General features: G+C 45.4%; 27 protein-coding genes. 18 read left to right on the top strand and 9 right to left on the bottom strand.

Going from position 1 to position 25,482, the window contains the following annotated elements; genetic code table 11:
* Positions 1-202: 202 nt before the first annotated feature.
* The 3 genes from E5S67_RS00585 (at position 203) to E5S67_RS00575 (ending at position 2,438) form a co-directional block, all read left to right on the top strand.
* Positions 203-1,027, top strand: coding sequence for an RsmE family RNA methyltransferase (locus E5S67_RS00585; RefSeq protein ID WP_172184443.1), 825 nt, complete (start codon positions 203-205; stop codon positions 1,025-1,027).
* A 161-nt stretch (positions 1,028-1,188) separates the two neighbouring features.
* A complete protein-coding gene (locus E5S67_RS00580; protein WP_172184441.1) occupies positions 1,189-1,632 on the top strand; it encodes a lysozyme inhibitor LprI family protein in 444 nt (147 codons plus the stop codon).
* Positions 1,633-1,685: 53 nt separating this feature from the next.
* Complete coding sequence (locus E5S67_RS00575) at positions 1,686-2,438, top strand: PPC domain-containing protein (protein ID WP_172184439.1); 753 nt, start codon at positions 1,686-1,688, stop codon at positions 2,436-2,438.
* 18 nt (positions 2,439-2,456) lie between these two features.
* Here the strand turns inward: E5S67_RS00575 and E5S67_RS00570 are convergent, their stop codons facing one another.
* Both E5S67_RS00570 and E5S67_RS00565 read right to left on the bottom strand, forming a co-directional pair.
* Positions 2,457-2,681, bottom strand: a complete 225-nt coding sequence (locus tag E5S67_RS00570; RefSeq protein WP_172184437.1) for a YgiT-type zinc finger protein — start codon at positions 2,679-2,681, stop codon at positions 2,457-2,459.
* Positions 2,671-2,994 carry a DUF4258 domain-containing protein gene (locus E5S67_RS00565; RefSeq protein WP_172184435.1) on the bottom strand — a complete coding sequence of 108 codons (324 nt, stop codon included), beginning with the start codon at positions 2,992-2,994 and terminating at the stop codon, positions 2,671-2,673. Before E5S67_RS00565 ends, E5S67_RS00570 begins: the two co-directional genes overlap by 11 nt.
* Before the next feature lie 108 nt (positions 2,995-3,102).
* Between E5S67_RS00565 and E5S67_RS00560 the strand changes: the two genes are divergently transcribed.
* Complete coding sequence (locus E5S67_RS00560; protein ID WP_172184433.1) at positions 3,103-4,260, top strand: tetratricopeptide repeat protein; 1,158 nt, start codon at positions 3,103-3,105, stop codon at positions 4,258-4,260.
* A gap of 105 nt (positions 4,261-4,365) precedes the next feature.
* Here the strand turns inward: E5S67_RS00560 and E5S67_RS00555 are convergent, their stop codons facing one another.
* Positions 4,366-4,875 carry a hypothetical protein gene (locus E5S67_RS00555; protein WP_172184431.1) on the bottom strand — a complete coding sequence of 170 codons (510 nt, stop codon included), beginning with the start codon at positions 4,873-4,875 and terminating at the stop codon, positions 4,366-4,368.
* Positions 4,876-5,192: 317 nt separating this feature from the next.
* Between E5S67_RS00555 and E5S67_RS00550 the strand changes: the two genes are divergently transcribed.
* Both E5S67_RS00550 and E5S67_RS00545 read left to right on the top strand, forming a co-directional pair.
* Positions 5,193-5,819 carry an esterase/lipase family protein gene (locus E5S67_RS00550; RefSeq protein ID WP_172184429.1) on the top strand — a complete coding sequence of 209 codons (627 nt, stop codon included), beginning with the start codon at positions 5,193-5,195 and terminating at the stop codon, positions 5,817-5,819.
* Positions 5,812-6,420, top strand: a complete 609-nt coding sequence (locus E5S67_RS00545; protein ID WP_172184427.1) for an esterase/lipase family protein — start codon at positions 5,812-5,814, stop codon at positions 6,418-6,420. Before E5S67_RS00550 ends, E5S67_RS00545 begins: the two co-directional genes overlap by 8 nt.
* Positions 6,421-6,780: 360 nt before the next feature.
* Here the strand turns inward: E5S67_RS00545 and E5S67_RS00540 are convergent, their stop codons facing one another.
* Positions 6,781-7,212, bottom strand: coding sequence for a VOC family protein (locus tag E5S67_RS00540; protein ID WP_172184425.1), 432 nt, complete (start codon positions 7,210-7,212; stop codon positions 6,781-6,783).
* A gap of 11 nt (positions 7,213-7,223) precedes the next feature.
* Here E5S67_RS00540 and E5S67_RS00535 point away from each other — a divergent pair, with 11 nt between their 5' ends.
* Positions 7,224-8,036 carry a TIGR00297 family protein gene (locus E5S67_RS00535; RefSeq protein ID WP_172184423.1) on the top strand — a complete coding sequence of 271 codons (813 nt, stop codon included), beginning with the start codon at positions 7,224-7,226 and terminating at the stop codon, positions 8,034-8,036.
* A 175-nt stretch (positions 8,037-8,211) separates the two neighbouring features.
* Here the strand turns inward: E5S67_RS00535 and hetR are convergent, their stop codons facing one another.
* From hetR to E5S67_RS00520, 3 genes are all read right to left on the bottom strand, one after another.
* Positions 8,212-9,117: a heterocyst differentiation master regulator HetR gene (gene hetR / locus E5S67_RS00530; protein WP_172184509.1), complete on the bottom strand. Its 906-nt coding sequence runs from the start codon at positions 9,115-9,117 to the stop codon at positions 8,212-8,214.
* Positions 9,118-9,830: 713 nt separating this feature from the next.
* Positions 9,831-10,058 carry a heterocyst-inhibiting protein PatX gene (patX, locus tag E5S67_RS00525; RefSeq protein ID WP_172184421.1) on the bottom strand — a complete coding sequence of 76 codons (228 nt, stop codon included), beginning with the start codon at positions 10,056-10,058 and terminating at the stop codon, positions 9,831-9,833.
* 96 nt (positions 10,059-10,154) lie between these two features.
* Positions 10,155-11,960: an FAD-dependent oxidoreductase gene (locus tag E5S67_RS00520; protein ID WP_172184419.1), complete on the bottom strand. Its 1,806-nt coding sequence runs from the start codon at positions 11,958-11,960 to the stop codon at positions 10,155-10,157.
* A 396-nt stretch (positions 11,961-12,356) separates the two neighbouring features.
* Between E5S67_RS00520 and cysC the strand changes: the two genes are divergently transcribed.
* From cysC to E5S67_RS00495, 5 genes are all read left to right on the top strand, one after another.
* Positions 12,357-12,881 (top strand): adenylyl-sulfate kinase, encoded by a 525-nt coding sequence (gene cysC, locus E5S67_RS00515; protein WP_172184417.1) that lies wholly within the window; start codon positions 12,357-12,359, stop codon positions 12,879-12,881.
* Between the two features lie 37 nt (positions 12,882-12,918).
* Complete coding sequence (locus E5S67_RS00510) at positions 12,919-14,637, top strand: SLBB domain-containing protein (protein ID WP_172184415.1); 1,719 nt, start codon at positions 12,919-12,921, stop codon at positions 14,635-14,637.
* 146 nt (positions 14,638-14,783) lie between these two features.
* A complete protein-coding gene (locus E5S67_RS00505; protein ID WP_172184413.1) occupies positions 14,784-17,111 on the top strand; it encodes a GumC family protein in 2,328 nt (775 codons plus the stop codon).
* Between the two features lie 424 nt (positions 17,112-17,535).
* Positions 17,536-18,903, top strand: a complete 1,368-nt coding sequence (locus E5S67_RS00500; protein ID WP_172184411.1) for an NAD-dependent succinate-semialdehyde dehydrogenase — start codon at positions 17,536-17,538, stop codon at positions 18,901-18,903.
* A 133-nt stretch (positions 18,904-19,036) separates the two neighbouring features.
* Positions 19,037-20,674: an acetolactate synthase large subunit gene (locus tag E5S67_RS00495; RefSeq protein ID WP_172184409.1), complete on the top strand. Its 1,638-nt coding sequence runs from the start codon at positions 19,037-19,039 to the stop codon at positions 20,672-20,674.
* A 58-nt stretch (positions 20,675-20,732) separates the two neighbouring features.
* Here E5S67_RS00495 and E5S67_RS32125 read toward each other — a convergent pair whose 3' ends face one another.
* On the bottom strand, positions 20,733-20,873 hold the full coding sequence (locus tag E5S67_RS32125; protein ID WP_216670100.1) for a hypothetical protein: 141 nt from the start codon (positions 20,871-20,873) through the stop codon (positions 20,733-20,735).
* 35 nt (positions 20,874-20,908) lie between these two features.
* Here E5S67_RS32125 and E5S67_RS00490 point away from each other — a divergent pair, with 35 nt between their 5' ends.
* From E5S67_RS00490 to E5S67_RS00475, 4 genes are all read left to right on the top strand, one after another.
* The gene (locus E5S67_RS00490) at positions 20,909-21,247 is read left to right on the top strand and encodes a DUF6972 family protein (RefSeq protein ID WP_172184407.1); all 339 of its coding nucleotides are present in this window, start codon (positions 20,909-20,911) and stop codon (positions 21,245-21,247) included.
* Positions 21,237-21,464 (top strand): hypothetical protein, encoded by a 228-nt coding sequence (locus tag E5S67_RS00485; protein WP_425487370.1) that lies wholly within the window; start codon positions 21,237-21,239, stop codon positions 21,462-21,464. The genes E5S67_RS00490 and E5S67_RS00485 overlap by 11 nt, the downstream gene beginning before the upstream one ends.
* A gap of 141 nt (positions 21,465-21,605) precedes the next feature.
* Entirely contained in the window at positions 21,606-22,238 is a 633-nt protein-coding gene (locus E5S67_RS00480; RefSeq protein WP_172184403.1) for a Panacea domain-containing protein, read from the top strand.
* Positions 22,213-22,617, top strand: coding sequence for a hypothetical protein (locus E5S67_RS00475; protein WP_172184401.1), 405 nt, complete (start codon positions 22,213-22,215; stop codon positions 22,615-22,617). The genes E5S67_RS00480 and E5S67_RS00475 overlap by 26 nt, the downstream gene beginning before the upstream one ends.
* Before the next feature lie 136 nt (positions 22,618-22,753).
* Here E5S67_RS00475 and E5S67_RS00470 read toward each other — a convergent pair whose 3' ends face one another.
* Positions 22,754-23,362 (bottom strand): PDDEXK family nuclease, encoded by a 609-nt coding sequence (locus E5S67_RS00470; protein WP_172184399.1) that lies wholly within the window; start codon positions 23,360-23,362, stop codon positions 22,754-22,756.
* Between the two features lie 310 nt (positions 23,363-23,672).
* Here E5S67_RS00470 and E5S67_RS35000 point away from each other — a divergent pair, with 310 nt between their 5' ends.
* Together E5S67_RS35000 and xth are read left to right on the top strand one after the other, a co-directional pair.
* Positions 23,673-23,981 (top strand): NB-ARC domain-containing protein, encoded by a 309-nt coding sequence (locus E5S67_RS35000; protein WP_479686923.1) that lies wholly within the window; start codon positions 23,673-23,675, stop codon positions 23,979-23,981.
* Positions 23,982-24,657: 676 nt separating this feature from the next.
* Positions 24,658-25,443, top strand: coding sequence for an exodeoxyribonuclease III (xth, locus tag E5S67_RS00460; protein ID WP_172184397.1), 786 nt, complete (start codon positions 24,658-24,660; stop codon positions 25,441-25,443).
* The last annotated feature ends 39 nt before the right edge of the window (positions 25,444-25,482 follow it).

The raw sequence follows: 25,482 nt of genomic DNA, 5'->3' as shown, positions 1-25,482 counted from the left end.
CTTCTGGCAAAAGTAATATAAAGGCAGAGCATTTGCAGAAAAAAACTTGAATTTGTAAGATAATTCCGGTTGTAGATGCTCTGCCTTTATTATTTTTGAGCGGTTGAAACTCCGCTGGCCTATATCTTCTCTTTTTCTCTTCCTCTGCGTTCTCTGCGGTTAAATAAAAAAATATATTAAGGAAAGAGCAATCCAAAATTCAATGGCTCAATTACAAAGATTAGCAGTTAGTGCCACTCAAATTTGCGATCGCAAAATCGACTTAACTAGAGAACAGCAGCATTATTTAAACCGAGTGCTGCGTTTGAGTGAGGGCGATCGATTTATTGCGATGGACGGCCGGGGACATTGGTGGTGTGCCGTCCTAGAAGTGCGGGAAACCGGGTTATTTGCCTCGATAGCAGAGGAGATTTCTGTGAACAGGGAGCTTCCCGTGGAAGTAACTTTGATGGCGGCATTGCCCAAGGGAAACGGCTTTGACGAGGTTGTGAGACAGGCGACGGAGTTGGGTGTGGCAAGTATTGTTCCGGTGACGAGCGATCGAACTTTGCTCAAACCAAGTGCTCAGAAGGTCGATCGGTGGAGAAGGATTGCTGGGGAGGCGGCGGAACAGTCGGAACGTCAATTTGTGCCGACGATTTTAGAGCCTGTTTCGTTTGATATTGCTGTCAAAGATTGCGGTCAAAAAAATCGATTTATCTGTGTTGCTCGCGGGGACAATCGGCATTTGTGGGATTGTTTGTTGGGTAATTTAGAACCCCCCCAGACCCCCTTGTTAAGGGGGGAGCAAGATGGAGCGACTGGTTTCGATCCCCCCCAGCCTCCCTTAATAAGGGGGGAGCAAGAACAAGAGGAATTAGCGATTGTGATTGCTGTTGGGCCGGAGGGTGGATGGACTGATGGTGAGGTGGAAAGGGCGATCGAATTTGGTTTTGAAGCTGTTTCTTTGGGTAGTAGAATTTTAAGAGCGGTGACAGCACCGATTGTGGCTTTATCATTGGTGGGCGCAGCTTTTGAGAAGTGCTAATATCATAGTCTTGGACGCGGGTGGCCAGAAACCGGGTTTTTTCCCTTGGGTGCGGGCTGTAACGCGTCTTCTCAACAAAAAATCCGGTTTCTTTGGTTTTAATGCGTAAGTCTCGATCGCAAAATTACCAAAAATTTATAAAATAATTAGGTTGAGAGCCAATGAAAATAGAGTTGAAGAAAGGTCGATCGCTCTTTTGGTCGATTCCCTACGGGATAGCTTCGCTTCACGCGCTTTTGGCAATTTTCGGTACAACATCAGTTTCTGCACAATCTCCTAGCTTTCCCATTGCTCAACAGATTAATTGCGATCGCCCTCAAGGAGATGTGCAAGTCAGAACTTGTATTCGGTTGAGGTATGAAGCCTCGGATCAACGACTGAACGAAGTTTACAAACAACTGATGTCCCAATTGAGCAGCGAAGAGCGATCGCTACTTTCCGAAGCACAATTAGGATGGATTAAGTTAAGAGATAAAACCTGTGAATTTGAAGTTTATAAAAGTCGTGGCGGTACGGGTTATGGAGGTTTCCTCAATGAATGTTTGGATCGCATGACTAAACAGCGCACTGTGGAACTAGAACAGTATTTAATAAAACAGAGATAAAATATGAAGTAGACCGTACAACACCTGACAATAATAAATAGAAACAAGTATTTATGAAAAGCCGATCGCCCTTCACCCTCACCCTCACGATCATCTCAGCAATTGTAACCACCACCGTCCCAGCAGTTTTCGCCCAGCGACAGCCATCAGCCAACGAAATCTACATCGATAAAAATTGCCAGCGCAACCAGCAATTATCGCAACTTGAAAGATTCACTATCTTTAGCCGAAACGAATTTACAACTAACGGTCAAAACTATTTGTTCTACGCCGCCCGCTATCAAGACGGAGCCGTGCTTTTCTGTACCTCAAAACCCAACTTCAACCAACCTAAACCTCTAACAGCCAAAGAAATACAATCCCAATTTATTGACAAAATACTCCGAGATCCCAACAACAAAACAGCCTTTATCATCGCTGTCAGAGAAGGAAATGGCCCCGGGGCCACCGTGACAAATTACGGCTTAAATTTGAGCAATGTCGATCGACCAAAACTCACATCCCTTTCCATCCTACAGCGCCGAGAAATCTTAAAAGAAGGCGAATCCCGCCAACACACATTTCAAGGACGGGCAGGTCAATCTATTACGATCGACCTCAAAAGCAGAGCATTCGACCACAACATAACACTGTTGGACACCAGCGGCAAAATTATTGCCGAAAAAACAAGCAATTCCCAGAATGGCCGAGAGTCTCTACTCACCGTAAAATTGCCTAGTAACGGCACTTATAAAATAGTTGTTAAAGGAGGCGATCGCACAAGCAAAGGTTCCTACAGCTTAAGCATTAATTCCAATCAGCTTTAACTGAACTTTAACCAACCCCTAAGCAAATTCAAAAACAGGTGTTTCAATCACCCTAGTCGGCTTTCTCTCTTCCCAAATCATCTTCTGCAACTGTTCCACAGTTTCAGGCGAAAAAAATCGCTCTCCTGTTTCCAAACACACTCTAGCAGGAACATTTTCAATAATAATAAACTTACCATTGATTTCAAGGGTATAACTTACTTTTTGTTCCACCATTGTTTCTTGCCAAATATCATTGTTCATTTTGATTTATCCTTAACTTAAAATCAATCCAAATTTTCGGATCAGGTTCGTATAAAGTAATGATTTTTACCAAAAGACGAGATGGATAACTGCAATGAACGTGCAAAGGTCTATTGGTCGTGGTGAACCCGAAAATCAAACAGCTTGGGCCATATTTGTCATTCGGATACTCTTCGATAACTTCACCAGCCATTATTGCTTCCCGGAGCTCTTGTACCCTGATACGGCGAACAATACTTTGGTTTACTGCGTGTTGTGAAAGCTCAAAATCATTTTTTACAACTTTGACACGTATTTTTTCAATGATTGTCATAGTTTCATATCATATCTATAAGTTAACACAAGAGCCAAAATTGTTAACCAGTAGCGGAACCAACCAAACATCAGCCAAGATAGAAACAACGCCATTCCCGCAACCGCCATGACAGACATCAACCAAATAGCCGCCGCCCTAGATGGCAAAGAGTACAAACAAGCCGCCCAACTTATCAAACAACTGCAAAAAGAATCCCCCGAAAATCCGTGGGTGCAATACTACATCGGCCGTTACTACGAACTCACCAACAACCTCGAAAAAGCCCAAACAACCTACAAACAAATACTCCGCGACATCACCAACCCCAAAATCGTCTCCCAGACCCGCCAAGGCATTCAACGGATTGAAATCGCACAACAAAACGTCCGCCAACAAGCCATAGAAACCGCCAAAAATGACCCCAGCAACCTCGAACCGGGACTCCTCATCCTCGAACCAGTTAGTCCCGAAAACAAACCCGCAGCCATTCAAAATATCAGCAGAATCTTTAAAATCGACGCCTACACAACCCGGATGCAAATTCAAAGCCGCGGCTGGAGACTCTACAAAACAGGCCCCATTGCCGAACTCCGAATTTACGGTCAAGAACTCCTCAACGCCGGCATTCCCGTATTTTGGGCCACCCTAACCGATATTCAAAAAATCCAAATCTTCCGAGTGCAACACTTCAAGTCTCTCTCTTCCCCAGCCGTTGTTTGCAAAGATCAACTCGATCGACTCGGTGCGATCGAATTTAACTGGTCAGAAGTTACCCAAAGAGTAGAAGGCTTGTTGCCGATGTTCATCGAAATCATGGACTACTCACCCAACCGAAGAACCGAGCAATTTCGCCACAGAGAAATCAGGCAAGATTACGCTCAAATCTGTGACTTGCACATTCCAAGCAGAAACTGCATTCTGCGAATTTGCGACCAAAGTTACGAATTTCAACAAGGAGTTGACTTCACCAAAGCTTCTGCCGATCTCCCCACTTCACCGAACCCGAAAAACAAAACATCCAGAGTCAGAAACTCTCAACAGATTCCTCAAAGTACCACCAGAATTAACTGGAATCACTTACTGGAAATATTCGATCGCCAGCTTGACGTTACAGTTTGGTCAGAATTTACGCCCTTTGCCGAGACAGTTCTCGATTACACTAATATGTTGAGCAAGATCGAATCTCATATAGAAGTCGATCGCAAATCCGAAACTCCTTGGGACTCAGCTTTTCAGCTATACAGCGGATTAGCCTTCCTCAGAAACCAAGAAAATAGGGAATAGAACCAAGAGTTAAAATTAAAAATGAGTAATACCATTTTTAAAATTTTTAACGCCCGCATTGGGAATTATCCAATGCCCAATTCCCTATTATCAATTCCCAATTTCCTACTTCGTTTTCACCTGACGGGCCATTTCCCGAAAATTGTTCATGCTGGGACCAGGGCTCCGACGACTTGCATTTGATGTCGGCATTAAATTATTAGGAGCAAAAGTCCGAATCGGTTCAGCTTGACTCGGTACTTTCCCGTTATTTGCTGCCGCAGCAGGTATCTTCGCGGGTTCTGGAGTATTAGCAGGAACGCTAGCGGCTGGTTCCTTTTCTTTTTCTTTCTTAGACTTTTTCTCTACCTTAGCCTTTTTAGCTGGTTCAGACTTCTCAGACTTTTCAGACTTCTCAGACTTCTCAGACTTAACAGGCTCAACTTTTGCCGGTGCGATCGCAGCAGTCTCAGCCTTCTTGGCAACAGCAGTTTCAACCTTCGCAGGCTCAACTTTTGCTGGTTCCTTCGCTCCGGACTCGCCCAAATCTAGGAAATATTCAGACTTTTTCAAGCCCAACAGTCTGCCGAAAAAGCCGAAAATACCGCCGAAGAAATTTTTGATAAAACCAAACATTAGACTTACTCCTTTTGTTCTTTTAGAGAAATTTGTACAAGCTTGTCAACAAAGTTAGATTACGAGGTAAGGCAACTTTTGTCTACATTTATTAATCAAAATTTACATTTTGCTTTATTTAAGCTACCTCATCCAAGCAAATTTTAGGTATAAATACCAGCACAGCTTTGCACTTATTTACAAGTATCTCAGAATTTGTTAGCGATTCCCACTAATTGCCGATCGTACCTCGATCCGATTCGCTAGCTGTCCTAGTAGGGGTAAAACTCCCTAGGGGAGTGATTTATGCTGTAATCAGCAAGCAATTTTCCCCCAAAATGAACAGTTCGCTCGATCGCAATCCCGTCATCCTCATACACGGCATCTGGGACACAAAGATGATTTTCAGCCAAATGTCCGCCCGCCTCACCCAACTCGGATGGTCAGTCCACAGCCTCAACCTCACCCCCAACGACGGCAGCCTCGGCCTCGACTTACTGGCCAAGCAACTCGCAGACTACATCTCTGAAAACTTCGATCCAGAACAATCTTTAGACATAGTAGGCTACAGCATGGGGGGCATCGTCAGCCGCTACTACGTCCAGCGACTCGGAGGAATCAACCGCGTACAGCGTTTCATCACCCTATCTTCCCCTCACCACGGCACCCTCACAGCCTATTCCCTACGCCTACCAGGATACCTGGATATGCGCCCCGATAGTGGCTTGCTGCGCGATTTAAATCAAGATGTGACAATGCTCAAACGCATAAACTTTACATCAATGTGGACGCCATTTGACATAATGATTGTACCCTCAAACAGCTCCCAAATGCCAGTAGGTAAAGAAGTTAAAATCAACGTTTTGCTGCACCGCCAAATGGTGACAGAACCCCTAAGTATTAACGCATTAGTTGAAGAACTAAAAGCACCTATTGAAAATAAAATTCCACTTAAAAATGAATAGCTATTTCAGCCGCAATCCAGTCTTGCTAATTCACGGAATCTTCAGAAAATCGGGAATTTTTCACAAAATGTCTGCCTACCTCACCCAACTGGGATGGTCTGTCTACACCCTCAATCTCTCGCCCCATTGGGGCAACGCCAGCATAGACGAATTAGCCCAACAAATAGCAGATTATATAGACAAAACCTTTGCGCCCGAACAGCATCTAGATATAGTAGGATTGAGTATGGGCGGTTTAGTAACTCGCTACTACCTGCAAAGGTTAGGCGGCATTAACCGAGTGCAGCGCTTTATTGCCATATCTTCTCCTCACAGCGGTACTTGGATGGCTTACACTCTCTGGGGAAAAGGCTGCGTTCAAATGCGTCCGGGCAGTGCTTTTCTGGAAGATTTAAATCGAGATGCTGCCTTGTTGGAAAAGCTTAATTTTACTTCGATTTGGACAGATTGGGATTTCATCATCGTACCGGCTTCTAGTTCCCAAATATCTGCTGCCAAAGAAGTAAAATTGTCTGTTTTCGCCCATGCCATGATGGCGAGGCATTCCAGCAGTTTAAAAGCGGTCGCTGAAGCGCTGTCACAACCATTTAAAAATCAATAAACTTATTGCATAAATCTTTAATTGATAGGGAAATCGCACATCAACGAAGATGAAATACAGAGGTATTTTAAGATAGTTTGCGACTTTTGCAATATTGTCTGATGATTAACTTGTAGGGTGCGTCAGCAGAGAATTTCTCACTTACAGAAAAAATAACTCTATTCTGACGCACCCGAATTATGACTAAAACTTTTAAACCAAAGTTCAACCTCCCCGATTCATCAGTGGAGTCAATTCTTCAATCTAAAATCTCAAACCTCAAATCGACTTGCGCACCCTAAGAGACTACTAGACATCTCCATAAAAGACAGTCTTGAACAAGCAATATGCCTGTTCCATAATTATTGGAGAGGTCTACTACTAAATAGCGTCGCCAACTTCAGCGTATTCGCTGCGGCCAAAAATTGCTTCAGCTTCACAGTAATACTTGAACTCCAGTATATTGTGGAAAGGGTCTTCTAAGAAGAAAGTACGGTGCTCTGTAGGCAAACCGACAAATCGCCGTCTCGGTTCTTGATAGAAATTTAAGTGGTTTTGCTGGGCTTTTTCTAGCAACCCTTCCCAGTCAGCTTCGGAAGTAAAAATTAACCCAAAATGCCGGGGATAAATGCCTCGCTGAGGCGTCAAAGGTTCGTGGCTGACGTGGGCGACAATTTGATGGCCGCACAAACCCATAATCGCAGAATTCGGCGATTCGCGACCTAGTTCGCAGCCGAGCCCGTCTACATAGAAGGCTTTTGTTTGCGCAATATCGGTCACGGGGAAGGCAAGATGAAATAAGACTTGGCTCATGGAGGTACTAAATGCAGAATTCAGAATTGTTCTTTAATTATTTATCTTGGTCTAATCCTTGGTTGGTGGCGATCGCCCTAAATACAGTTTTACTCGCGATCGGCACCATTGCTCCTAAAAAATTGCTCACTCCCGCTGGCCAATTTCACGGCTGGGTATTGGGCGTCCTCATCTGGGGCTGTTTGGGATGGCAAGGCTATGCTGTGGTGATGTTTTACTTTCTTGTCGGATCGGGAGTTACCAGCATCGGCAAAGCCCAAAAAGAAGCAGAAGGCATAGCTGAAAAGCGTTCAGGCGCCCGAGGCCCGGAAAATGTCTGGGGTTCTGCTTTAACCGCTACTCTTTGTGCTGTGGGAGTTTTGGCATTATCTATTTTAGGAGAGACAGGCAAGATGCCTGTGCCGCAAGATGCTATTTCCCTGTTATTGCTGGGTTACGCGGCGAGTTTTTGCACCAAACTTTCCGATACCTGCGCCAGCGAAATCGGCAAAGCTTACGGGAAGCGGACTTTTTTGATTACCAGCTTGCAGCCTGTACCTAGGGGTACGGAAGGGGCCGTAAGTTTGGAAGGAACAATTGCGGGTATTGTCGGCTCAATTCTGATTGCGCTGTTGAGTTGGGCAGTCGGTTTAATTGACTTGACAGGAATTGTTTTTTGTGTTGTTGCAGCTTTTATTGCCACGAACATCGAGAGCGTGATTGGAGCGACGGTGCAATCAAAGTTTGAGTGGCTAACGAACGAGGTAGTAAATTTTTTTAATACACTCATAGGAGCGATCGCAGCGATCGTTTTAGCGGCGACCTGGAGAGCTTTTTTAGCTTAGTTAATCCTGGACGCATTCGCGACCCAAGAAACCGACTTTTTTACGATAATTCAAGGCATTAACGCAGTATTTTTTGAAAAAAACCCGGTTTCGTCCTTCAGGGCTATTAGTTATTAGTTATTAATCATTAGTCTCCAGCAATCAACTCATGACTAATGATTAATAACTAATCGAACTAAGCGTCGTCTTGCGGCCCAAAAACCATTTGTACAATCATCGTCGGTTCGCCCTGCTTGTGATAGCGATCGGCCCAATTGCGAATAATCTCATCTAATTCCTCAAGCGCTTGGTCGAGGCGTTCCGGCGGAATATCCAAAGTCTCCATAACTCGCATCACCTTCGGTTGTTTTTCCGCCCAATCCTTCATCAGCCGGAAATATCTAGCTGTATCCTCCACCATAGTAAATGTCCGCTCTTCCTGCTCTGCCGGAGAGTAAGTAGCGCGGCTGAGGGCATAAAACGGCATTCCCCAAGGAGCATCAATGCGAGTAACTGTTCCCGAATAGATCAAGCGCCGCTTGATGTGTTCTGCTAAAGCTTCGCTCAAAGGCATTCGCCTTTCTGGAGGCATATCTTCTTGCGATCGCCTGTGCAGAAACTCGATCAACTCCATAAACTGAAAAGAATTGATCAGTTGAGCGTCAGGGGGATTCGGAGGAATTTTGCCTTCGAGATATTTTTTTTCATCCGCAGTCAAGCTGTTTCCCGGAATGCGAGGGCGTCCCGGCAACCAACCATACTGTTCCAGCCAGACGTAAGGAAACTGAATCAAATATCGAGGTTCTTGGGAACCCAACATTTTCAGCAATTTTCCTTGAGTCAGAGCTTCCTGGACTTCCTCCACAATCACCTTCACCCGTTTAGGCTCAATGTGATGCAAGTGTCCGGTCATCCGCAGGTTGTTTTTCTCCTCAATATAGGTCATGTAAATAGCACACTTAGCCGCCGTTGCGGCCGCGTCTAGAAACGCCCCGTGCCTGTGCCCACTGGTTCTCATGGCGCTAAACGCCAGATATAGCATGATCTGATCCATTGCACTAGGGCTGAGGCTTTTGACCAGATCCAAAGAGTCATTTTTCATCACTATCCCCGAAATAGCCAAACTTGGAGGCATCTTGTCGTCCTCCATTAAATTATTGCGAGAGCGCCGAATCAAGCATAGCCGACTGTCGCCGGAAAGCTTACCAGCTACCCTAATATTCAGGTTAGTTAATTTCCCTGAGGTAACAGGGGCATGGGCTTAAAGGCGATCCACACCGCATAAGTGGTTCTTATTGGTGGCGAATTTAAGTAGATTGCTGCACCCTCTGCGCTGACAGTTTACCTATATATAAATTAGTTATCGCACGTTAATTATAGTGCAGCCATTGAAAATTAAACCCCACCTGCGGCGGGGAAACAGTAAATAACTGTTGCGATCGGAGGAATTTGAGGCGACTCCGAGCTGATAATGTTTGAATAGTTATGGATGAAAACCCGGTTCGATCAAAATAAGGGGTGGAGGGCGAGGAATATCGGTTGAAAAACCCGGATGCTGCCAGGCCTGTGGGTAATTCCTGTTTAATTGAAGAGTTTTCAATACAAAACCGCCATATACTAGAATCTATATCTAGATAGATGGCGGTTCCAGGTTTATATGCTATCATCTATCACACACAAAACAATATCCTCATAACTGTCAACAAAAAGTGCAGTTGTCGCTTAAGCTCAAAAAATAGAATCCCAGAAAATCCGATCGCTCGAATCAACAGCCCGAACCAAGTCAGTGGTGATAATCGCTTACGTCCATTGCCATTAGAAATCTTGTAGCGGATGAGTGTAAACATTAGGCTCGGTAAAATCCCTGCGTCCGCTGCCCCTGTGAGGAACGCGCTCGGCCTTTTGTTGAGTTTGGGCGGATAACATATATTGGGGGGTGGCAGTTTCGAGCATTGCGAGTGGAGATTCAACAGCTCGAGCGGCATTGGCACTCAAGGTAATGCCCAACAGGCTCAGTAAAGCAATTGCAGTGTAGGTTTGCATGGGTAGTATCCGTGTCAGTGTCTATTACGTGATACGGACTTGCCCCGATCGATCAGGATAGATATCTCTGCAATTTTCGGATCTCTGCAAAAAACCTTACCTCTTCAATTCTACTGATACCGACAGTAGCCAAGCACCAGCAAAATTCAGCCTGCCCCATACTGTCAGAGGCTTTTCGGTTTCGCACTTCTGTAAAAATCTGTCGGTTTCTGAGTCCAAAGTCACGAGTTGCCAAGTTTGACCGGCTAAGGATGTGGGGCTTGTCAGCATTAGCGTCCAGTCTTGTTCGCCGAGGCGGCGGAAAATCCCCGAAAATTCGCTGTGAGTATTTGCTGTTTGACTGCTTTGTTTCTCTACTGAGAAAGGACATTCGCCGCTGGCGGGATATGCTTGAGGTCGATCGATATAATAGCGTTGCCAATCCAGCCAGTCCGATCGATCCCGTGTCAAATTAAATAAGGGAATAACTGCCGCACTCGCCTCGGAATCTTGCAGCAAAGCTTCCTGCAAAACTCTCACCGGCAACTCCCGCGGCTGACATCCAGATTCCGCGCACAAAGCCGCCGCCATCCCCGCCGCCTGTCCAATATTCATTACCGTCGGTTGTAAGCGAGTTGCACCGTTGGCGATGTGAGAGACGGAAATATTTTTTTCGCAGACTAGCAAACCGTCTGTACTCCCAGGAATTAGCGCGCTGTAAGGAATGGTAAACGGAGTTCCCGTCCAGCGGCCGCCCCAGCGGATGGATTTGGGCTGCAAGGGAATGTCGCCACTGGTGTAGTGGTGGTCGTTGGCATAGTTGCCGATAGCCACCGCTTCGCAAATTCCCTCAGAATTTATCGGCAACTTCGCGACTCTTCCACCGACAATAGGCAAAATATCTTGTTCTCTGACTGTACTTATCCCTCGCAAGCGCCGACTTTCTCGGTAGTAAGGATGTAAGGCAAAGGAAGGAAGAAGGGAAGAATTTTGTTGATTTTCGATCGTCGTTGAAATCGGGAAAATATTCTCTGCTAAACCGTAGCGGGGGCCGAGTTGCGTTTGAATGAAGCGGGCGAAACTTTGACTGTGCCAGAGACTTTCTTGCAGGAATTCTTGTCGAGATGCTTCAGATTTAATGAGTCGATCGACTCCTTCACCATAATCATTACCTCGAATCGGCCAATTAATCATCAACAATCCGCCCGGAAGCCTGCCGTAATTGAGAAATTGTTCGGGAGTGTAGCCGTCCCAAGCACCAGTAAATCGATCGGGATTGTCAACAGGCGGCGCGGGAATTTCTGGTGCAACCGCACCTTCGCCAAAATCCTGCATGATTGCCACCCAAGTCGGAGCTTGCACCGAATAGCGCTCTGTGAGAGCATTAGAGGCAGCCGGCGCGCTGGGTTCTCCCCACTCGGCTTGGAATTCCCAACCCCAGCGGTGTCTAACTTCCGCTAAAGCCAGCAAATCTCCCAATTCCGTTGCATCTAAAGTGATTTTGGCCGAAACCGTAAAATCTGCAAACTGAACGCCAGAAATGCGATCGCCTTCTATGATCACATCTTGAGCAATTTGTCCAGAAATCCAGTGCAAGTTCGGCAAACATTTAACCCAATCAGCGAAAATTTCAGCACCGGTGCGGGGATCGTAAGTAAAAAAACTTACCCAGCCCCAATCCAAACCTCCCGGCTGTCGCTGCTGGAGTTCCCGCAAAAACGCGCCCCACAAACCAGTTTGAAAAGCTGCTAATTCGTTGCCATCAGGGGCCGAAACGCCAGCCGAAGTCAGCATTCCTCCCAGCCAGGGGAATTCGCTTACTAAAATAGTTTTGGCACCTCGGCGGGCTGCTTGCACGGCCGCAGCGGTGCCGCCAGTGCCGCCACCCACTACCAAAACATCTGCTTTCAAAACGGAAGACATAGGCAATACTATTTGAGATTTTAGGTTTATTGCAAAAGGCTCAGTCAGGTAATCCGTGCCGTGAGCCCTGCGGATAGATGTTCGGCGTTTGCCATTGTGTCAGAATGTAAGCGAAGCTGTTCCCTGCGCACCCTGCGGATAGATGTTCGGCGTTGGCGATCGCGAATTGAATTTTAGTGTGTAAAGACTTGAAAAATAATAAATCGGGAATTATGCAGCGAGCGCACAATTCTGTTACTAAATGACTGCAGGAGCGATCGCAACTTTTGATTTCTCATTTTTTGCGCTCCAATATTGCCAATATGACACCGCGAATAACGATAATAGAAGAAAGGGAACTGCATCTATAAAGTTTTACGTCTTAATAATTTCCCAGTTAGTAATTAACGGCTGAAAATGGAAAAAGGTTTTATTTTGTGGTTTACCGGGCTGAGCGGTTCCGGCAAGACAACTATCACCAAAGCTCTAGAACCCGAACTGAAGGCAAGAGGTTGCAAAGTTGAAATATTGGATGGAGATGTCGTTCGCACCAACTTGTCAAAAGGTTTGGGATTTAGCCAAGAAGACCGAGATACTAATATTCGGCGGATTGGATTTGTTGCTCACCTGCTGAGCCGCAATGGAGTAGCCGCAATCACGGCAGCTATTAGCCCCTACAGAGCAATTCGCGGCGAAATTAGAGCAATGGAGCCAAATTTTGTTGAAGTATATGTCACAGCGCCGTTAGAAGTGTGTGAAGGTCGCGATGTCAAGGGGCTATACGCTAAGGCTAGAGCAGGAGAAATTAAGGGTTTTACGGGAATTGACGATCCTTATGAAGAACCGCTCAATCCTGAGATTATTTGTTACACAGAGCGAGAAAGTGTGGAAGAGAGTGTTAAAAAAGTTCTCAGCAAGTTAGAAGAGTTGGGTTACATTTGATGTTGGCGGGGTTGGATGAGGATAGGGGCAAAAAGCGATGGTGGTGAAAAGTTCTTCGCACGGCGTGCAACTTGAGAAAAAATCTCACCCTTCTGTCCCCTTCGCGGAGAGAGAAAGGGGAGAATTTCTCCCTTTTCCTGCAAGGAGAGGGGCTGAGGCAGAGGTTTCCAGCAAAAGCTGCAAGCTGGGTTATTGGGCACGCAATGCTGTCAAAAGTTTAATTGTTCAAAGTTTAACAGTGTCAGTGCTGGCGGCGGTGGGTTCATCTCCTGCGGCGGCCCAGTTTTTGCCTCCTCCTCCTCCTCCTCCGGGTTCTCCTGTTCCTGTACCGGTACCCGCAGTGCCGGGATTTCCCGAATTTCCGGCAAGTACACCTTCAACTGTACGATCGGAAGTTTACACTTTGGGAGCGGGCGATCGTATTCAAATGGACATCTTCAACGTCCCGGAATACAGCGGCCCCAACGGTCAACACCAAGTACAGGCGGACGGTTCCTTGAGTTTGCCGTTAATTGGCAGCGTTTCGGTGTACGGGATGACCTTAGAACAAGCTTCTAATGTTGTTAAAGACAAATACGGCAAATACCTTAAACGTCCTTGGATTACCCTGAAACTGCTGGCGCCGCGTCCTTTGCAAATTGCGATCGCGGGCGAAATCAACCGCCCCGGAGCCTATACAATATCCTCAGCAGCAGGCCCCGGAGGCACATCAGAGCAAATGGGAACTCAAATGCCAACGATATCGCGGGCTCTGCGAATGGCCGGCGGAATTACGCAGTCAGCAGACGTGCGGCAAATCAAAATCCGCCGCCCCCAGCGCAACGCACGGGAACAAATTATTAGTGTGGATTTGTGGGAATTATTGCAAAACGGCGATTTGCGGGCCGATCTGACTTTGCGCGACGGCGATACTATATTTATTCCCACTGTAACGAGCCTCAACCGCCAAGAAGCACCGACTTTAGCAGTAGCTAATATTACCGGACAAAGCACTCAACCAATTAATATTGCTGTGGTGGGCGAAGTAACTCGCCCCGGTACTTATACTTTGGCAAAAGAGGCTCAAAGTAGGGTACAAGACAATGAAATGGGTGCAAATTCGGGTTTGTTTGCTGCCAGCGAAACAAACGGCGGGGAAACGGTTTTGCAGCAAACTGTAACGAGGGCAATTAAAATGGCGGGCGGCATTACGCCGGTAGCTGATATCAGACAAATACAAGTTCGCCGCCTGACACGGGCGGGTACAGAACAAATTATTAATGTAAATTTGTGGCAACTTTTGGAAGCTGCAGATGTCTCCCAAGATTTAACGCTGCAACAGGGAGATACGGTAATCGTTCCCAAAGCCGAAAATCTCGATGCAGCTCAAGACGATCAAGTGGCTAATTCTAATTTTTCACCTGATACGATTAAGGTGAACATTGTGGGAGAAGTTGTGAAACCGGGAGCGATTGCGGTGCTGCCCAATACTACTTTAAATCAAGCGCTGGTAGCAGCGGGAGGTTTTAATAAAGCGCGGGCCGAAATGGATTCGGTGAATTTAATTCGCCTCAATCCTAACGGCACTGTTTCGCAGTTAACTGTTAAGGTTAATTTTTCCGCAACAGCTAATGAGGAAACTAATCCCAAACTGCAAAATAATGATGTAATTATGGTAAGGCGATCGGGCCGCGCTACGTTCTCGGATAATGTAGGCGGGACTCTCTCTCCTTTAAGCCCGCTGTTAGGAATATTTCGGTTGTTCAATATTTTTTAGTGATTTGAATAGACTAGCATTAAGGTTTCATAAACCGATTTTTGAGAAAAAATTTCGGTTTGGGAACGCAATATCTAGGAATCAACCGGGTTCCTGAAACTGCGCAAGCGGTACAGACGTTTAAACTAATAAGTTGTAGAAATCAAATGAAACCAGGGAAAAAATCTCAAATAGCACTGTTTAATAATCATAAAAAAGCCGCTGATATGCAAAAAATATCTTCCGTGCTTTATGAAGAAGAGCAATTTTTAGGCTTAGACAAAACAGAGGAAGAAGAGTTAAGTTTTTGGGAAGTTTGCCGCAGTCGTTCCATTTTAGTTATCGGCGTAGCAGCGGCAGTGACCACCGGGGTTTTCGCCTGGACGCTCAATCAAAAAAGCGAGTACGAAGGGCGCTTTCAATTATTAGTAGAACCCGCAGTTACGCAAAATACATTAGCAAAAATATACTCCGGTGAGCTAAAACTGCAACCAGCGGCCCCCGCGACGCAAGAAAAGGGCGGTTTTGACTACGAATCGCAAATTCAAGTTTTGCAAAGCCCGCAAGTAATGTCGCCGATTATTAAACAGTTGCAGGCTAAATATCCGGAAATAAATTATAACTACCTCTTGAACCAAAAAGCCGATAATTTGCCGTTTTCTCAGGAAACCCGGTTGTCAATCAATCGGTTCAAAAACACCAAAATTATAGAAGTTAGATATCGGGATTATGATCCGAAAAAAATTCAGTTTGTTTTGGGAAAAGTGGCGCTAGGCTACCGCAACTACAGCGTGCAAGATACCACAACTCAAATTAGTCAGACTCTGGATTTTGTAAAATCGCAAATTCCCAACCAGCAAAAGCGCCAACAAGCTCTGCAAACAGAAATTCAAAAGTTGCGGCAGCAGTACAATTTCATCGACCCGCAAATTCAAACCCAACAACTGGCGCAGCAAATCAGCCAACTTCAAACGCAAAGATTGGACGCGCAAACGCAGCTCAATCAGCAGAGATTGCTCTATTCCAATCTGCAAAATCAGCTCGGACTGAACCAGAAGCAAGCGCTGATGGCCTCTGCTCTGAGTCAAGCTCCCCGCTATCAAGCGATGCTGACTCAATTGCAGCAATTAGAAGGGCAAATTGCGATTAACTCGGCTACGTTTACAGACCAAACTCCGCAAATGCAATTGTTGCGAGAACAGCAAAAAAACCTCATTCCTTTGTTAAAGAAAGAAGCCCAACAGGTTCTGGGAACTGATTTGGCTAAGGTAAGTTCGCAAGTGCTGGCTTTTCAAGATCCGGTGCGGATTAAGTTAATCGAGCAGTTTATCGGTACTGCTAATTTAATTCAGGTGCTGGGCGTGCGGAATCAAGTTTTGGAACAAGCTGCTAAGCAGTTGAATCAATACTCTCAAGGATTACCGGTGATTTTGCGGCGCTATTCCGATTTGCAGCGCGAGTTGGATTTGACTAACAATACGCTGAATGGTTTGCTGGCAAAACAACAAGCTTTGCAGCTTGAAGCTGTGGGTAAAAAAGAAGTGGCTTGGGAAATTATTGCTAAGCCGGAAATTCCGCGCTACAAAAATGGCGAGTTGATGGCTGTTTCTCCAATTATGCCTTTGAATTTGGCTTTGGGGGGATTGGCTGGTTTGCTGTTCGGTATGCTGGCGGCGCAATTGGCGGAACGGTTTAACAATAAAACGGTGTTCCACACTCCCGAGGATGTCAAACATTCGATTCGGCTGCCTTTGTTGGGGGTAATTCCTGCTAGCGATAAAATTTTGAGGCTTCCTCCTGCTGAGACAAGTCCGGTGGATGTGGCAAGTTCGCCGGTGCCTACAGATGCTTTTCAAGAAGCTTTTCGATCGCTCAATGCTAATATTCGGTTGCTAAACGTTGATACTCCGATTAATTCTTGCGTAATTACTTCTTGTCAAGTAGCTGACGGCAAGTCTACTGTCGCAGTAAATCTGGCGCGGGCGGCGGCTGCAATGGGCCAGCAAGTGCTGTTGGTGGATGCGGATTTACGGCGGCCGCAGGTGCACGAAATGCTGGGTTTACCGAACTGGCAAGGCTTGCACAATGCGATCGCGGATGATGTGGATGTGGAAAAGTTGATTTTGCGATCGCCCCGCGATGAAAATTTGTTTGTGTTAACTTCCGGCCCGGTTCCTCTCGATCCCACAAAGGTGCTTTCTTCCAAAAAAATGCAGCATTTAATGGGAGCTTTGTCAAGTCATTTTGACTTAGTTATTTACGATACTGCACCGCTTTTGGGTTTGGCGGATGCGAATTTGTTGGCGGCTCACACTAACGGATTAATGCTGGTAGTGGGGCTGAATCAAACTGAGCGGGAGGCGCTGTTGTTGGCTTTTGAAGATTTGAAAATGGCGGGGATTCCGCTGTTGGGAATGGTGGCGAATAACGATAAAGGCAGCAGGTATTACTATCAGTCTTACGTGCAGGATTACATTCAGGAACAGTCTGTTTGAGGGAGAAGGCTTGAGAAATGTATAATAGTGGAACAGGCCTTCGGGCCTGTTAAGCGAGAATGCTGCAAGATGTCTGTTTTAATTTTTAACTTTGTATCGAAGTCTCGCTCCTGCTAAACCTCCCTTAAAAAGAGGGACTTTAAGAGATGATTCGGATTTTGAAATCGCTGCTGAGACTCAAACGAAGTCAGCACAACGCGAGATTAAGAGAGCCAGTTGAAGAACGAATTTTCTTAAGATTTGCGATCGAGATTCTGAACTATAATTAAAAGTAGAGAGATTTAAACAAATCCCGACACTTGCCAATTGGCATGACCTGAAAACGTGGCTGGTAAATTCCCATTTTGTAATACATTGATACAACTCCCCACCTAGCTTGAAAACAAGAGGGGAGTTTTGTGTTTTTCATACAGGAGAGGAAACGATGGCTATTGCTACTATCAACCCGGCAACGGGAGAAACGCTGAAAACTTTCGAGGCGATCGCGGATGAGGCAATAGAAGCTAAGCTGGAATTAGCACAGCAAGCTTTTAACAAATACCGCTACCTGCCGTTTGAGCAGCGATCTCTGTGGATGCAGAAAGCCGCAGACATCTTAGAGCGCGATCGCGAAATTTATGCTGAAATGATGACCCTGGAAATGGGCAAAACGCTCAAATCTGCGATCGGCGAAGTGGAAAAATGCGCCTTAGTTTGCCGCTATTACGCCAAAAATGCCGCTCAATTTATGGCAGACGTACCGGCAACCACCGACGCTAGCAGCAGCTTTGTCCGCTACCAACCGCTGGGCGCTATTTTAGCCGTCATGCCCTGGAATTTCCCATTTTGGCAAGTTTTTCGGTTTGCGGCGCCGGCGCTGATGGCGGGCAATGTGGGCTTGCTAAAACACGCTTCCAACGTACCGCAGTGCGCTTTGAAAATCGAAGAAATTTTCGCGCAAGCTGGCTTTCCCGAAGGAGTTTTTCAAACTTTGTTAGTGGGTTCGGACAAGGTAGCTAAGATAGTTGCGGACGATCGCATCAAAGCAGCAACCCTCACCGGCAGCGAACCAGCAGGTGCTAGTTTAGCAGCAAATGCGGGCAAAAGCTTGAAAAAAGTTGTACTGGAATTAGGAGGAAGCGACCCCTTTATCGTGATGTCCAGTGGTGATTTAGCAGCAGCTTTATCAACTGCTGTGACATCCCGGATGCTGAATAACGGTCAATCTTGCATCGCTGCCAAACGCTTTATTTTAGCAGAAGATATCGCCGACGAATTCATCAAAGGATTTGTCGAAAAAATCGAGCAATTAAAAGTAGGCGATCCGATGTTGCCCGAAACCGATATCGGCCCTTTAGCTACTCCCGCAATCCTCAAAGACTTGGACAATCAAGTGCAAACTTGCATCCAATCGGGAGCAAAACTTCTGACAGGCGGCCGCCCATTGTCAGAGAAAGCGGGCAATTTCTACTTGCCCACTATTCTGGCAGATATTCCCCCGGATGCAGCAGCCCGTCAAGAAGAGTTTTTTGGCCCCGTAGCTTTAGTATTCCGGGTTGCAAACATTGATGAGGCGATCGAACTCGCAAACAGCACATCTTTTGGCTTGGGTGCGACGGCTTGGACTACAGCAAACTCAGAGAGCGATCGGTTTATTTCCGAACTAGAAGCAGGCGCCGTATTCATCAACGGCTTAGTAAAATCAGACCCCAGATTGCCCTTTGGCGGCATCAAACGCTCCGGTTACGGACGCGAATTGAGCATCCAAGGAATGCACGAATTTGTCAACATTAAAACAGTGTGGGTAAAATAAGTAAAAATCGATACAATGCTCGTAAAAATACTAATTAATCTACGTTAATCTGCGGTTAATAAAAACTAACCGAGTATTTTTACGAGCATTTAACCGAGACAAAAAATCCATACTTACAGAGGAAAAAACGGAAATGAACACAGCTCAACTACTGGTAAAATGTTTAGAAAACGAAGGCGTAGAATACGTCTTCGGACTTCCCGGAGAAGAAAATTTAGAAGTTCTAGAAGCCCTGAGAAACTCTTCAATTAAATTTATTACTACTCGCCACGAACAAGGCGCAGCCTTCATGGCAGACGTTTACGGCCGCCTCACCGGCAAAGCCGGCGTTTGCTTGTCCACCTTGGGCCCCGGTGCCACCAACTTAATGACGGGCGTTGCTGACGCCAACTTAGACGGCGCTCCTTTAATAGCAATCACCGGACAAGTCGGCACGGACAGAATGCACATAGAATCGCACCAATATTTAGATTTGGTCGCTATGTTTGCGCCAGTTACTAAGTGGAACGCTCAAATTGTCCGCCCCAGCACGACGGCAGAAATTGTCCGCAAAGCCTTTAAAGTAGCTCAAAGTGAAAAGCCGGGAGCAGTTCACATTGACTTGCCTGAAAACATCGCAGCAATGGCTGTGGAAGGAAATCCGCTAACCAAAGATAACCGCGAAAAAACATTTGGCGCTTACCAAAGCCTGAATAAAGCCGCTGTGGCAATTTCCAAGGCCAAAAGTCCTCTGCTATTAGTAGGAAATGGCGCTATCCGCGCGAATGCCAGCGATGCTTTGACACAATTTGCTACTCGATTGAATATTCCCGTAGCTAATACTTTCATGGGCAAAGGCGTAATTCCTTACACTCATCCTTTGGCACTTTGGACGACGGGATTGCAAAAACGGGATTACATTAGCTGTGCTTTTGAAGAAACGGATTTAGTGATTGCTGTTGGGTACGATTTGATTGAATATTCCCCGAAGAAGTGGAATCCAGACGGGAAAATTCCGATTATTCACATAGGAGCTCTGCCAGCAGAAATAGACAGCAGTTATATTCCTATGGTAGAAGTTGTGGGGGATATTTCTGATTCCCTCAATGAAATTTTGCAGCGTGCCGATCGCATGGAGAAAATAGACCCTTTTGCTAAGCAATTGCGGGCGGATATTCGCGCTGGGTACGAACAATATGCAGCCGACGACGGTTTCCCGATCAAGCCGCAAAAACTCATTTACGATTTGCGGCAAGTCTTGGGCCCGGAAGATATTCTTATATCTGATGTGGGAGCTCACAAAATGTGGATCGCGCGGCACTATCATTGCGATCGCCCGAATACCTGTTTGATTTCCAACGGATTTGCGGCGATGGGAATTGCGATTCCGGGTGCGGTGGCTGCAAAACTCGTTTATCCCGATCGCAAAGTAGTAGCAGCCACCGGAGACGGTGGCTTTATGATGAATTGCCAAGAATTAGAAACTGCTTTGCGAGTGGGTACTAATTTTGTGACACTCATCTTTAATGACGGCGGTTACGGCTTAATTGAATGGAAGCAGCAAGATTATTTTGGTCATTCAGATTTCATCAAATTTGGCAATCCCGACTTTGTGAAATTTGCCGAAAGTATGGGTTTAAAAGGCTATCGAGTAGAATCTGCAACTGATTTAATTCCCATCCTCAAAGAAGCCCTTGCTCAAGATGTTCCTTGCGTGATTGACTGTCCGGTTGACTACCGGGAAAATGCGCGTTTCAGTCAATTATCTGGGGATATGAGTTGCAATTTGTAAGAGTAGCGCGGAATCAGGAAACGGCACTGCCGTTTCCCTACAGTTAATCAGGCGATGGTTACATCCTGAAATTGCGATGGATTATTTTGGGGTAGGGAAACGGCATTGCCGTGTCCTCCATCCCCGTCTTGTTGAGGGTTATATCCGATCGCCCTTTAATCGCGCTTTTTGACAATTTGGGATTAAAGGGCGATCGCATGATTGAATCATACTTGTATGCTCAGTAATTAATTAATGAGTGGAATTAATCGCCAAATCGCCCTTGACAGCAGGCACATTGCTAAACACTTGCCAGAGACGCCACAAATGAGAAGACTGCTTAATAAAGGACGTGCTGCTCATATTTTTAACGATGAGGCTACTATGAATCAGGTAGCTCAAGCCATAATAGAAGATGGAGAATTTACAGGTACGATTCGGGGCTACGATCGTTATGGTATGTTTTTTGCTGAATCAATTGGTTATAGAGTTGACCCGGATGGTAGCCGTCTTTTACTTTATTACGGAGAGATAAAAGTTGATGCAGAAAACCGATACCACGTTACGCCTCGAAACCGATTTAGTGAAGAATAACTGGGAATTTACAGAGGTATGGATCGATCCAAATCTTTCACCGCCTTATCTGCTTTTGTTACTAAGTGACGCTGAGGGAAATTGTCGGATATACGATCCGGCTGAGGGTTATAAAATTGTGTTTTCTAGTCAGAGTTATGATGAGGCGCAGTATTGGCTTTTAGAGGATGAGTATGAACCCGTAGAAGGGCGGCTGAGTGTGTCGGAGTTAGTTTGAATAATTCATGTAGAGGCGATTCCCTACGGGATAGCTGCGCTTCACGCACTTTTTGACAAATTGGGATGTAAGGGCGATCGCTATTAGGTCATTATTCCGCACTGTTTGCTACAATTATTTAAGTCAGCTCTAAGAACTGCCATGACTCAAGCTACCTCAATAACAACTGAATATCAAATAAATGTAAGTTCTCCAGTCTGGCAAAAAGTTGAGCAAATTGCCGGAGAATTTAACTTGTCAGTTTCTGAACTATTGGAACAGATAGGCGAAGGTCAACTGAAAGTTGTTGCGGTTGCAGCTAATTCGGACAAATTTAGCGATCGAGATATTGCAAATGCTTTCATTTGGTTAGCCGCGCAAAATAATGTAGAAATCAACGTCTACAAGCTACAAAAACTCTTGTATTACGCTCAAGCTTGGTATTTAGGAGTTTACGGCAAGCCACTCTTTGATGCAGATTTTCAAGCCTGGATTCACGGGCCGGTGATTCCTGATTTATTGGAGAAGTATCAACGCCAATTTAGCTGGGAACCAATTACAGAGAAAATCGAACAACCGAAACTTCCCCAAAAAATTGGGCAATTTATCGAAGAAGTTGGTGAGGCATATTTTGAGTATGATGATGAAACTTTGGAACGAATGATTTGCAGTGAAATGCCTTGGCTGGAAGCGAGAGGGGATTTGCCGAGAGACGAATCTTGTCATGGGATTATTTCTCAGGAATCGATGAAAAAATATTATTCGGCCCGTGTCAAAGAAGAAACCTCAGTCTAAAATTGTCCCTTCTCAACCGGAATCGCCCGAAGGTTTGGGATTTTCCTTCAAGTACCTGCAAACTCAGAATGAAAAATTTTCAATTCGCGATCGCCCTCCGAATTATTTTACTGCTTTTCTGGAAAGAGTGCGCGATTTATCGACATTAACGGCACAAGAAGTGAAGATGAATCGCAGTCAGTCCCTTCGCTGTCATCCGATTAAGTGGCGAGATACAACAGAACCAAATGGGTTTGGTATCCCGAATGAAAAAGAATTGGTAACAATTCCTTATCAGTTTTCTCTTTCAACGAACGAACACGGTCGAGTGCATGGTTTTTTTATTGAAGATGTGTTTTATATTGTTTGGTTAGATCCAAATCACAATCTTTATCAGTAAGTAGTGCTTTTTTTAAAAATAGAGGCGAGGGGCGAGCGCCTTTCCATAAAAACAGTTTTTTGATTAGATAATCATCAGGTTAGCTTTAACAGTGAGAAATTTCTCTATATAGCTATGATAGGAAATTTTGATTTTTTTAGCTCCAATATCTTAATGCTTTATCGTATGCTTCCATTAGTCTTTCAGAAGAGGACTCTAGCCAGTGATTCCGGGTATAGCAATTACATGAAAAAATATGATTTCTAAAGAAACCTAATGATATCAGAGCTGCAATCCCTATTTTCCCGCATTCAGGGCAGGTGCCCCAAAAATGGTCATATGATCGATATATCCAATCTCCTTGAACATGATCTGGGATATAGAAAAAAAGAACTGAGTATATCTCGGCAGCCTCCTGTGGAACCACTGATTTTGAGTAGTGCCAGTCTTCAGAAATAGGCCAAGCGAATCCACCCTGGTCTAAGTATACTAGGTCGCCAGTTTTACCAGCTAATTGTAAACATTTCAACTCTGCTTCCTCTTCGTGTGCAATTTTTGCATTAGGCTTAATCTCGACCCATAAAGCTAAATCAACTATCCAAAAATCAGGTATATATTGCTTTCCATCTGGAAGCTCAAACATCTGTGGTTCGTACTCCCATTTCACTCCTAGCTCATCCCAGAAGACGGCCCATTGAGCCTCTAACTTAGATCTGAATGTCACCCCGTTGTATCTAGTTCGTCTTGCTTCTATATCTCTAGCCATCTTGTATTCCCCTTCGTATTCTATAGGACTGCTATTTTCTATCCTGTCTCTATTGAACTAATTTCCCTAAAGAGAGGGTAGTTTTCCATACTACAATTAGTTCATAAGTCCCCAAATTAGTTCACTTAGCTTTACGCTATTGAGAGGATAACATCTAAAATGACAATAAGCGCAATCAGGTTTACCAGTACCTTATCGATCACAAATTAGACTATCACCACCTTTTGCATAGCACTCTTGTATCATTTTTGGCCTTTGGTTCTCAAATTGTTCACGCACATCCGAACTCACCACCCTCGAAAACTGGATTTTGGACCGCACCCGCCTCATCACCATCTTAGGCTTATCCGGTATTGGCAAAACCGCCCTTACACTCCAACTAATCCCACAAATTCAACACGAATTCGATCGCATTATCTGGCGAAGTCTCCGCAACTCTCCACCGCTGGCATCACTCCAAACCGACTTAATTAAATTCCTCTCGCAGCAGCAAGAAACTAACCCCCCCAACCCCCCCTTATCAAGGGGGGGCGAAGAGATTCAACCTCTTTCTCCCAGGCGCGGCGAAGAGATTCAACCTCTTTCTCCCCCTCTTAGCAAGGGGGGGTTGGGGGGGTAATCAACTATTTACGATCGCACCGCTGTCTCATCATCCTCGATGATATCCAAACCATCTTCAGCAGCCAACAACTCGCAGGAAATTACCAACCTGGATATGAAAATTACGGCGCATTCTTCAAACAACTAACAGAATTATCCCACAACAGTTGCTTAATCCTCCTGAGTTGGGAAAAACCCAGAGAAACAGCCGCCTTAGAAGGCGAAAACCGCCCCTGCAAATCGCTGCAACTCAACGGTTTAGGCGCGGAAGCACAAGAAATATTCAGAGAAAAAGGATTAGCAGAACTGGAGAAATGGTCAGAACTGATCGACCTTTACCGAGGCAATCCCTTATGGTTAAATATAGTTGCCACATTAATTCAAGACTTACTCGGCGGTAGCGTTTCCGAATTCCTCTCCTATGATACCCTATTCTTAGGTGACTTAGAATCACTCCTGCACCAGCATTTCGATCGCCTAACCGCATCCGAACAACAAGTTATCTCTTGGCTAGCAAGTACGATCGAACCAGCCGACATCTCACAAATACCAGAAAACCTGCAACTATCACCGCCAGAACTCTTGAAAGTCATGCAATCTTTAGGACGAAGGTCATTAGTTGAAACAGTAAAACAAAACGGGCGATCGCACTTTACGATCTGGCCAGTAATCAGAGAGTATATAACAAACAAAAAATGAAAATCGCCACCTGGAACGTCAACTCAATCCGCACCCGCATAGAACACGTTACTAGCTGGTTGCAAACCAACTCCCCAGACGTTATCTGCCTCCAAGAAACCAAAGTTACAGACAAAGACTTCCCCCTAGAACCCTTCATCAACCTCGGCTACAACTGCTACATTTCCGGTCAAAAATCCTATAACGGTGTCGCCATTCTCAGCCGATCGCCCCTAACGCAAATCACCACCGGATTTGCCCCCCTTCTCGGCGAAGAAACCGCAGGTATTTTTGACGAACAAAAACGCCTAATAGCCGGAATAATCGACGATATTTGCATTATTTGCGTATACGTTCCCAACGGTTCCGAAGTCGGCAGCGAGAAATATGACTACAAACTAAAGTGGCTCAAACTGCTGCAAGAATACCTCAAAATAGCACTAGACAAATCCCCTAAATTGTGCATTTGCGGCGACTTCAACATCGTCCCGGACGATCGAGATATCCACAATCCCAAAGCCAATGCCAACTCCGTCGGCTTATCTGTTCCCGAGCGCCTCGCGCTAACAGAAATCATAGAATTAGGATTAAACGACCCCTTTCGCAAATTCACATCAGAAGGCGGCCATTATAGCTGGTGGGACTACCGCGCCGCCGCTTTTCCGCGCAACAACGGCTGGAGAATCGACCACCATTATCTAAGCTTTCCCCTGTACGAACAAGCAAAAAACTGTACAATAGACATTGCTCCCAGAAAATTAATTAAACCCAGCGACCACGCCCCCGTAATTGTCGAAATTTGATTTATAAGTTATAAGGTTAATAACAACTGAGATATTGCA

The sequence above is a fragment of the Microcoleus asticus IPMA8 genome (genome assembly GCF_013179805.1).
GTDB lineage: Bacteria > Cyanobacteriota > Cyanobacteriia > Cyanobacteriales > Microcoleaceae > Microcoleus > Microcoleus asticus.
Note: the sequence above shows the minus strand (reverse complement) of the source record. Positions and strands in the feature narration are given on the sequence as shown.

Excerpts from the sequence above, each read along its gene's own strand:
- E5S67_RS00585 (WP_172184443.1), top strand. The coding sequence starts at position 203 with ATGGCTCAATTACAAAGATTAGCAGTTAGTGCCACTCAAATTTGCGAT.
- E5S67_RS00580 (WP_172184441.1), top strand. The coding sequence starts at position 1,189 with ATGAAAATAGAGTTGAAGAAAGGTCGATCGCTCTTTTGGTCGATTCCC.
- E5S67_RS00575 (WP_172184439.1), top strand. The coding sequence starts at position 1,686 with ATGAAAAGCCGATCGCCCTTCACCCTCACCCTCACGATCATCTCAGCA.
- E5S67_RS00570 (WP_172184437.1), bottom strand. The coding sequence starts at position 2,681 with ATGAACAATGATATTTGGCAAGAAACAATGGTGGAACAAAAAGTAAGT.
- E5S67_RS00565 (WP_172184435.1), bottom strand. The coding sequence starts at position 2,994 with ATGACAATCATTGAAAAAATACGTGTCAAAGTTGTAAAAAATGATTTT.
- E5S67_RS00560 (WP_172184433.1), top strand. The coding sequence starts at position 3,103 with ATGACAGACATCAACCAAATAGCCGCCGCCCTAGATGGCAAAGAGTAC.
- E5S67_RS00555 (WP_172184431.1), bottom strand. The coding sequence starts at position 4,875 with ATGTTTGGTTTTATCAAAAATTTCTTCGGCGGTATTTTCGGCTTTTTC.
- E5S67_RS00550 (WP_172184429.1), top strand. The coding sequence starts at position 5,193 with ATGAACAGTTCGCTCGATCGCAATCCCGTCATCCTCATACACGGCATC.
- E5S67_RS00545 (WP_172184427.1), top strand. The coding sequence starts at position 5,812 with ATGAATAGCTATTTCAGCCGCAATCCAGTCTTGCTAATTCACGGAATC.
- E5S67_RS00540 (WP_172184425.1), bottom strand. The coding sequence starts at position 7,212 with ATGAGCCAAGTCTTATTTCATCTTGCCTTCCCCGTGACCGATATTGCG.
- E5S67_RS00535 (WP_172184423.1), top strand. The coding sequence starts at position 7,224 with ATGCAGAATTCAGAATTGTTCTTTAATTATTTATCTTGGTCTAATCCT.
- hetR (WP_172184509.1), bottom strand. The coding sequence starts at position 9,117 with ATGAAAAATGACTCTTTGGATCTGGTCAAAAGCCTCAGCCCTAGTGCA.
- patX (WP_172184421.1), bottom strand. The coding sequence starts at position 10,058 with ATGCAAACCTACACTGCAATTGCTTTACTGAGCCTGTTGGGCATTACC.
- E5S67_RS00520 (WP_172184419.1), bottom strand. The coding sequence starts at position 11,960 with ATGTCTTCCGTTTTGAAAGCAGATGTTTTGGTAGTGGGTGGCGGCACT.
- cysC (WP_172184417.1), top strand. The coding sequence starts at position 12,357 with ATGGAAAAAGGTTTTATTTTGTGGTTTACCGGGCTGAGCGGTTCCGGC.
- E5S67_RS00510 (WP_172184415.1), top strand. The coding sequence starts at position 12,919 with ATGGTGGTGAAAAGTTCTTCGCACGGCGTGCAACTTGAGAAAAAATCT.
- E5S67_RS00505 (WP_172184413.1), top strand. The coding sequence starts at position 14,784 with ATGAAACCAGGGAAAAAATCTCAAATAGCACTGTTTAATAATCATAAA.
- E5S67_RS00500 (WP_172184411.1), top strand. The coding sequence starts at position 17,536 with ATGGCTATTGCTACTATCAACCCGGCAACGGGAGAAACGCTGAAAACT.
- E5S67_RS00495 (WP_172184409.1), top strand. The coding sequence starts at position 19,037 with ATGAACACAGCTCAACTACTGGTAAAATGTTTAGAAAACGAAGGCGTA.
- E5S67_RS32125 (WP_216670100.1), bottom strand. The coding sequence starts at position 20,873 with ATGCGATCGCCCTTTAATCCCAAATTGTCAAAAAGCGCGATTAAAGGG.
- E5S67_RS00490 (WP_172184407.1), top strand. The coding sequence starts at position 20,909 with ATGAGTGGAATTAATCGCCAAATCGCCCTTGACAGCAGGCACATTGCT.
- E5S67_RS00480 (WP_172184403.1), top strand. The coding sequence starts at position 21,606 with ATGACTCAAGCTACCTCAATAACAACTGAATATCAAATAAATGTAAGT.
- E5S67_RS00470 (WP_172184399.1), bottom strand. The coding sequence starts at position 23,362 with ATGGCTAGAGATATAGAAGCAAGACGAACTAGATACAACGGGGTGACA.
- xth (WP_172184397.1), top strand. The coding sequence starts at position 24,658 with ATGAAAATCGCCACCTGGAACGTCAACTCAATCCGCACCCGCATAGAA.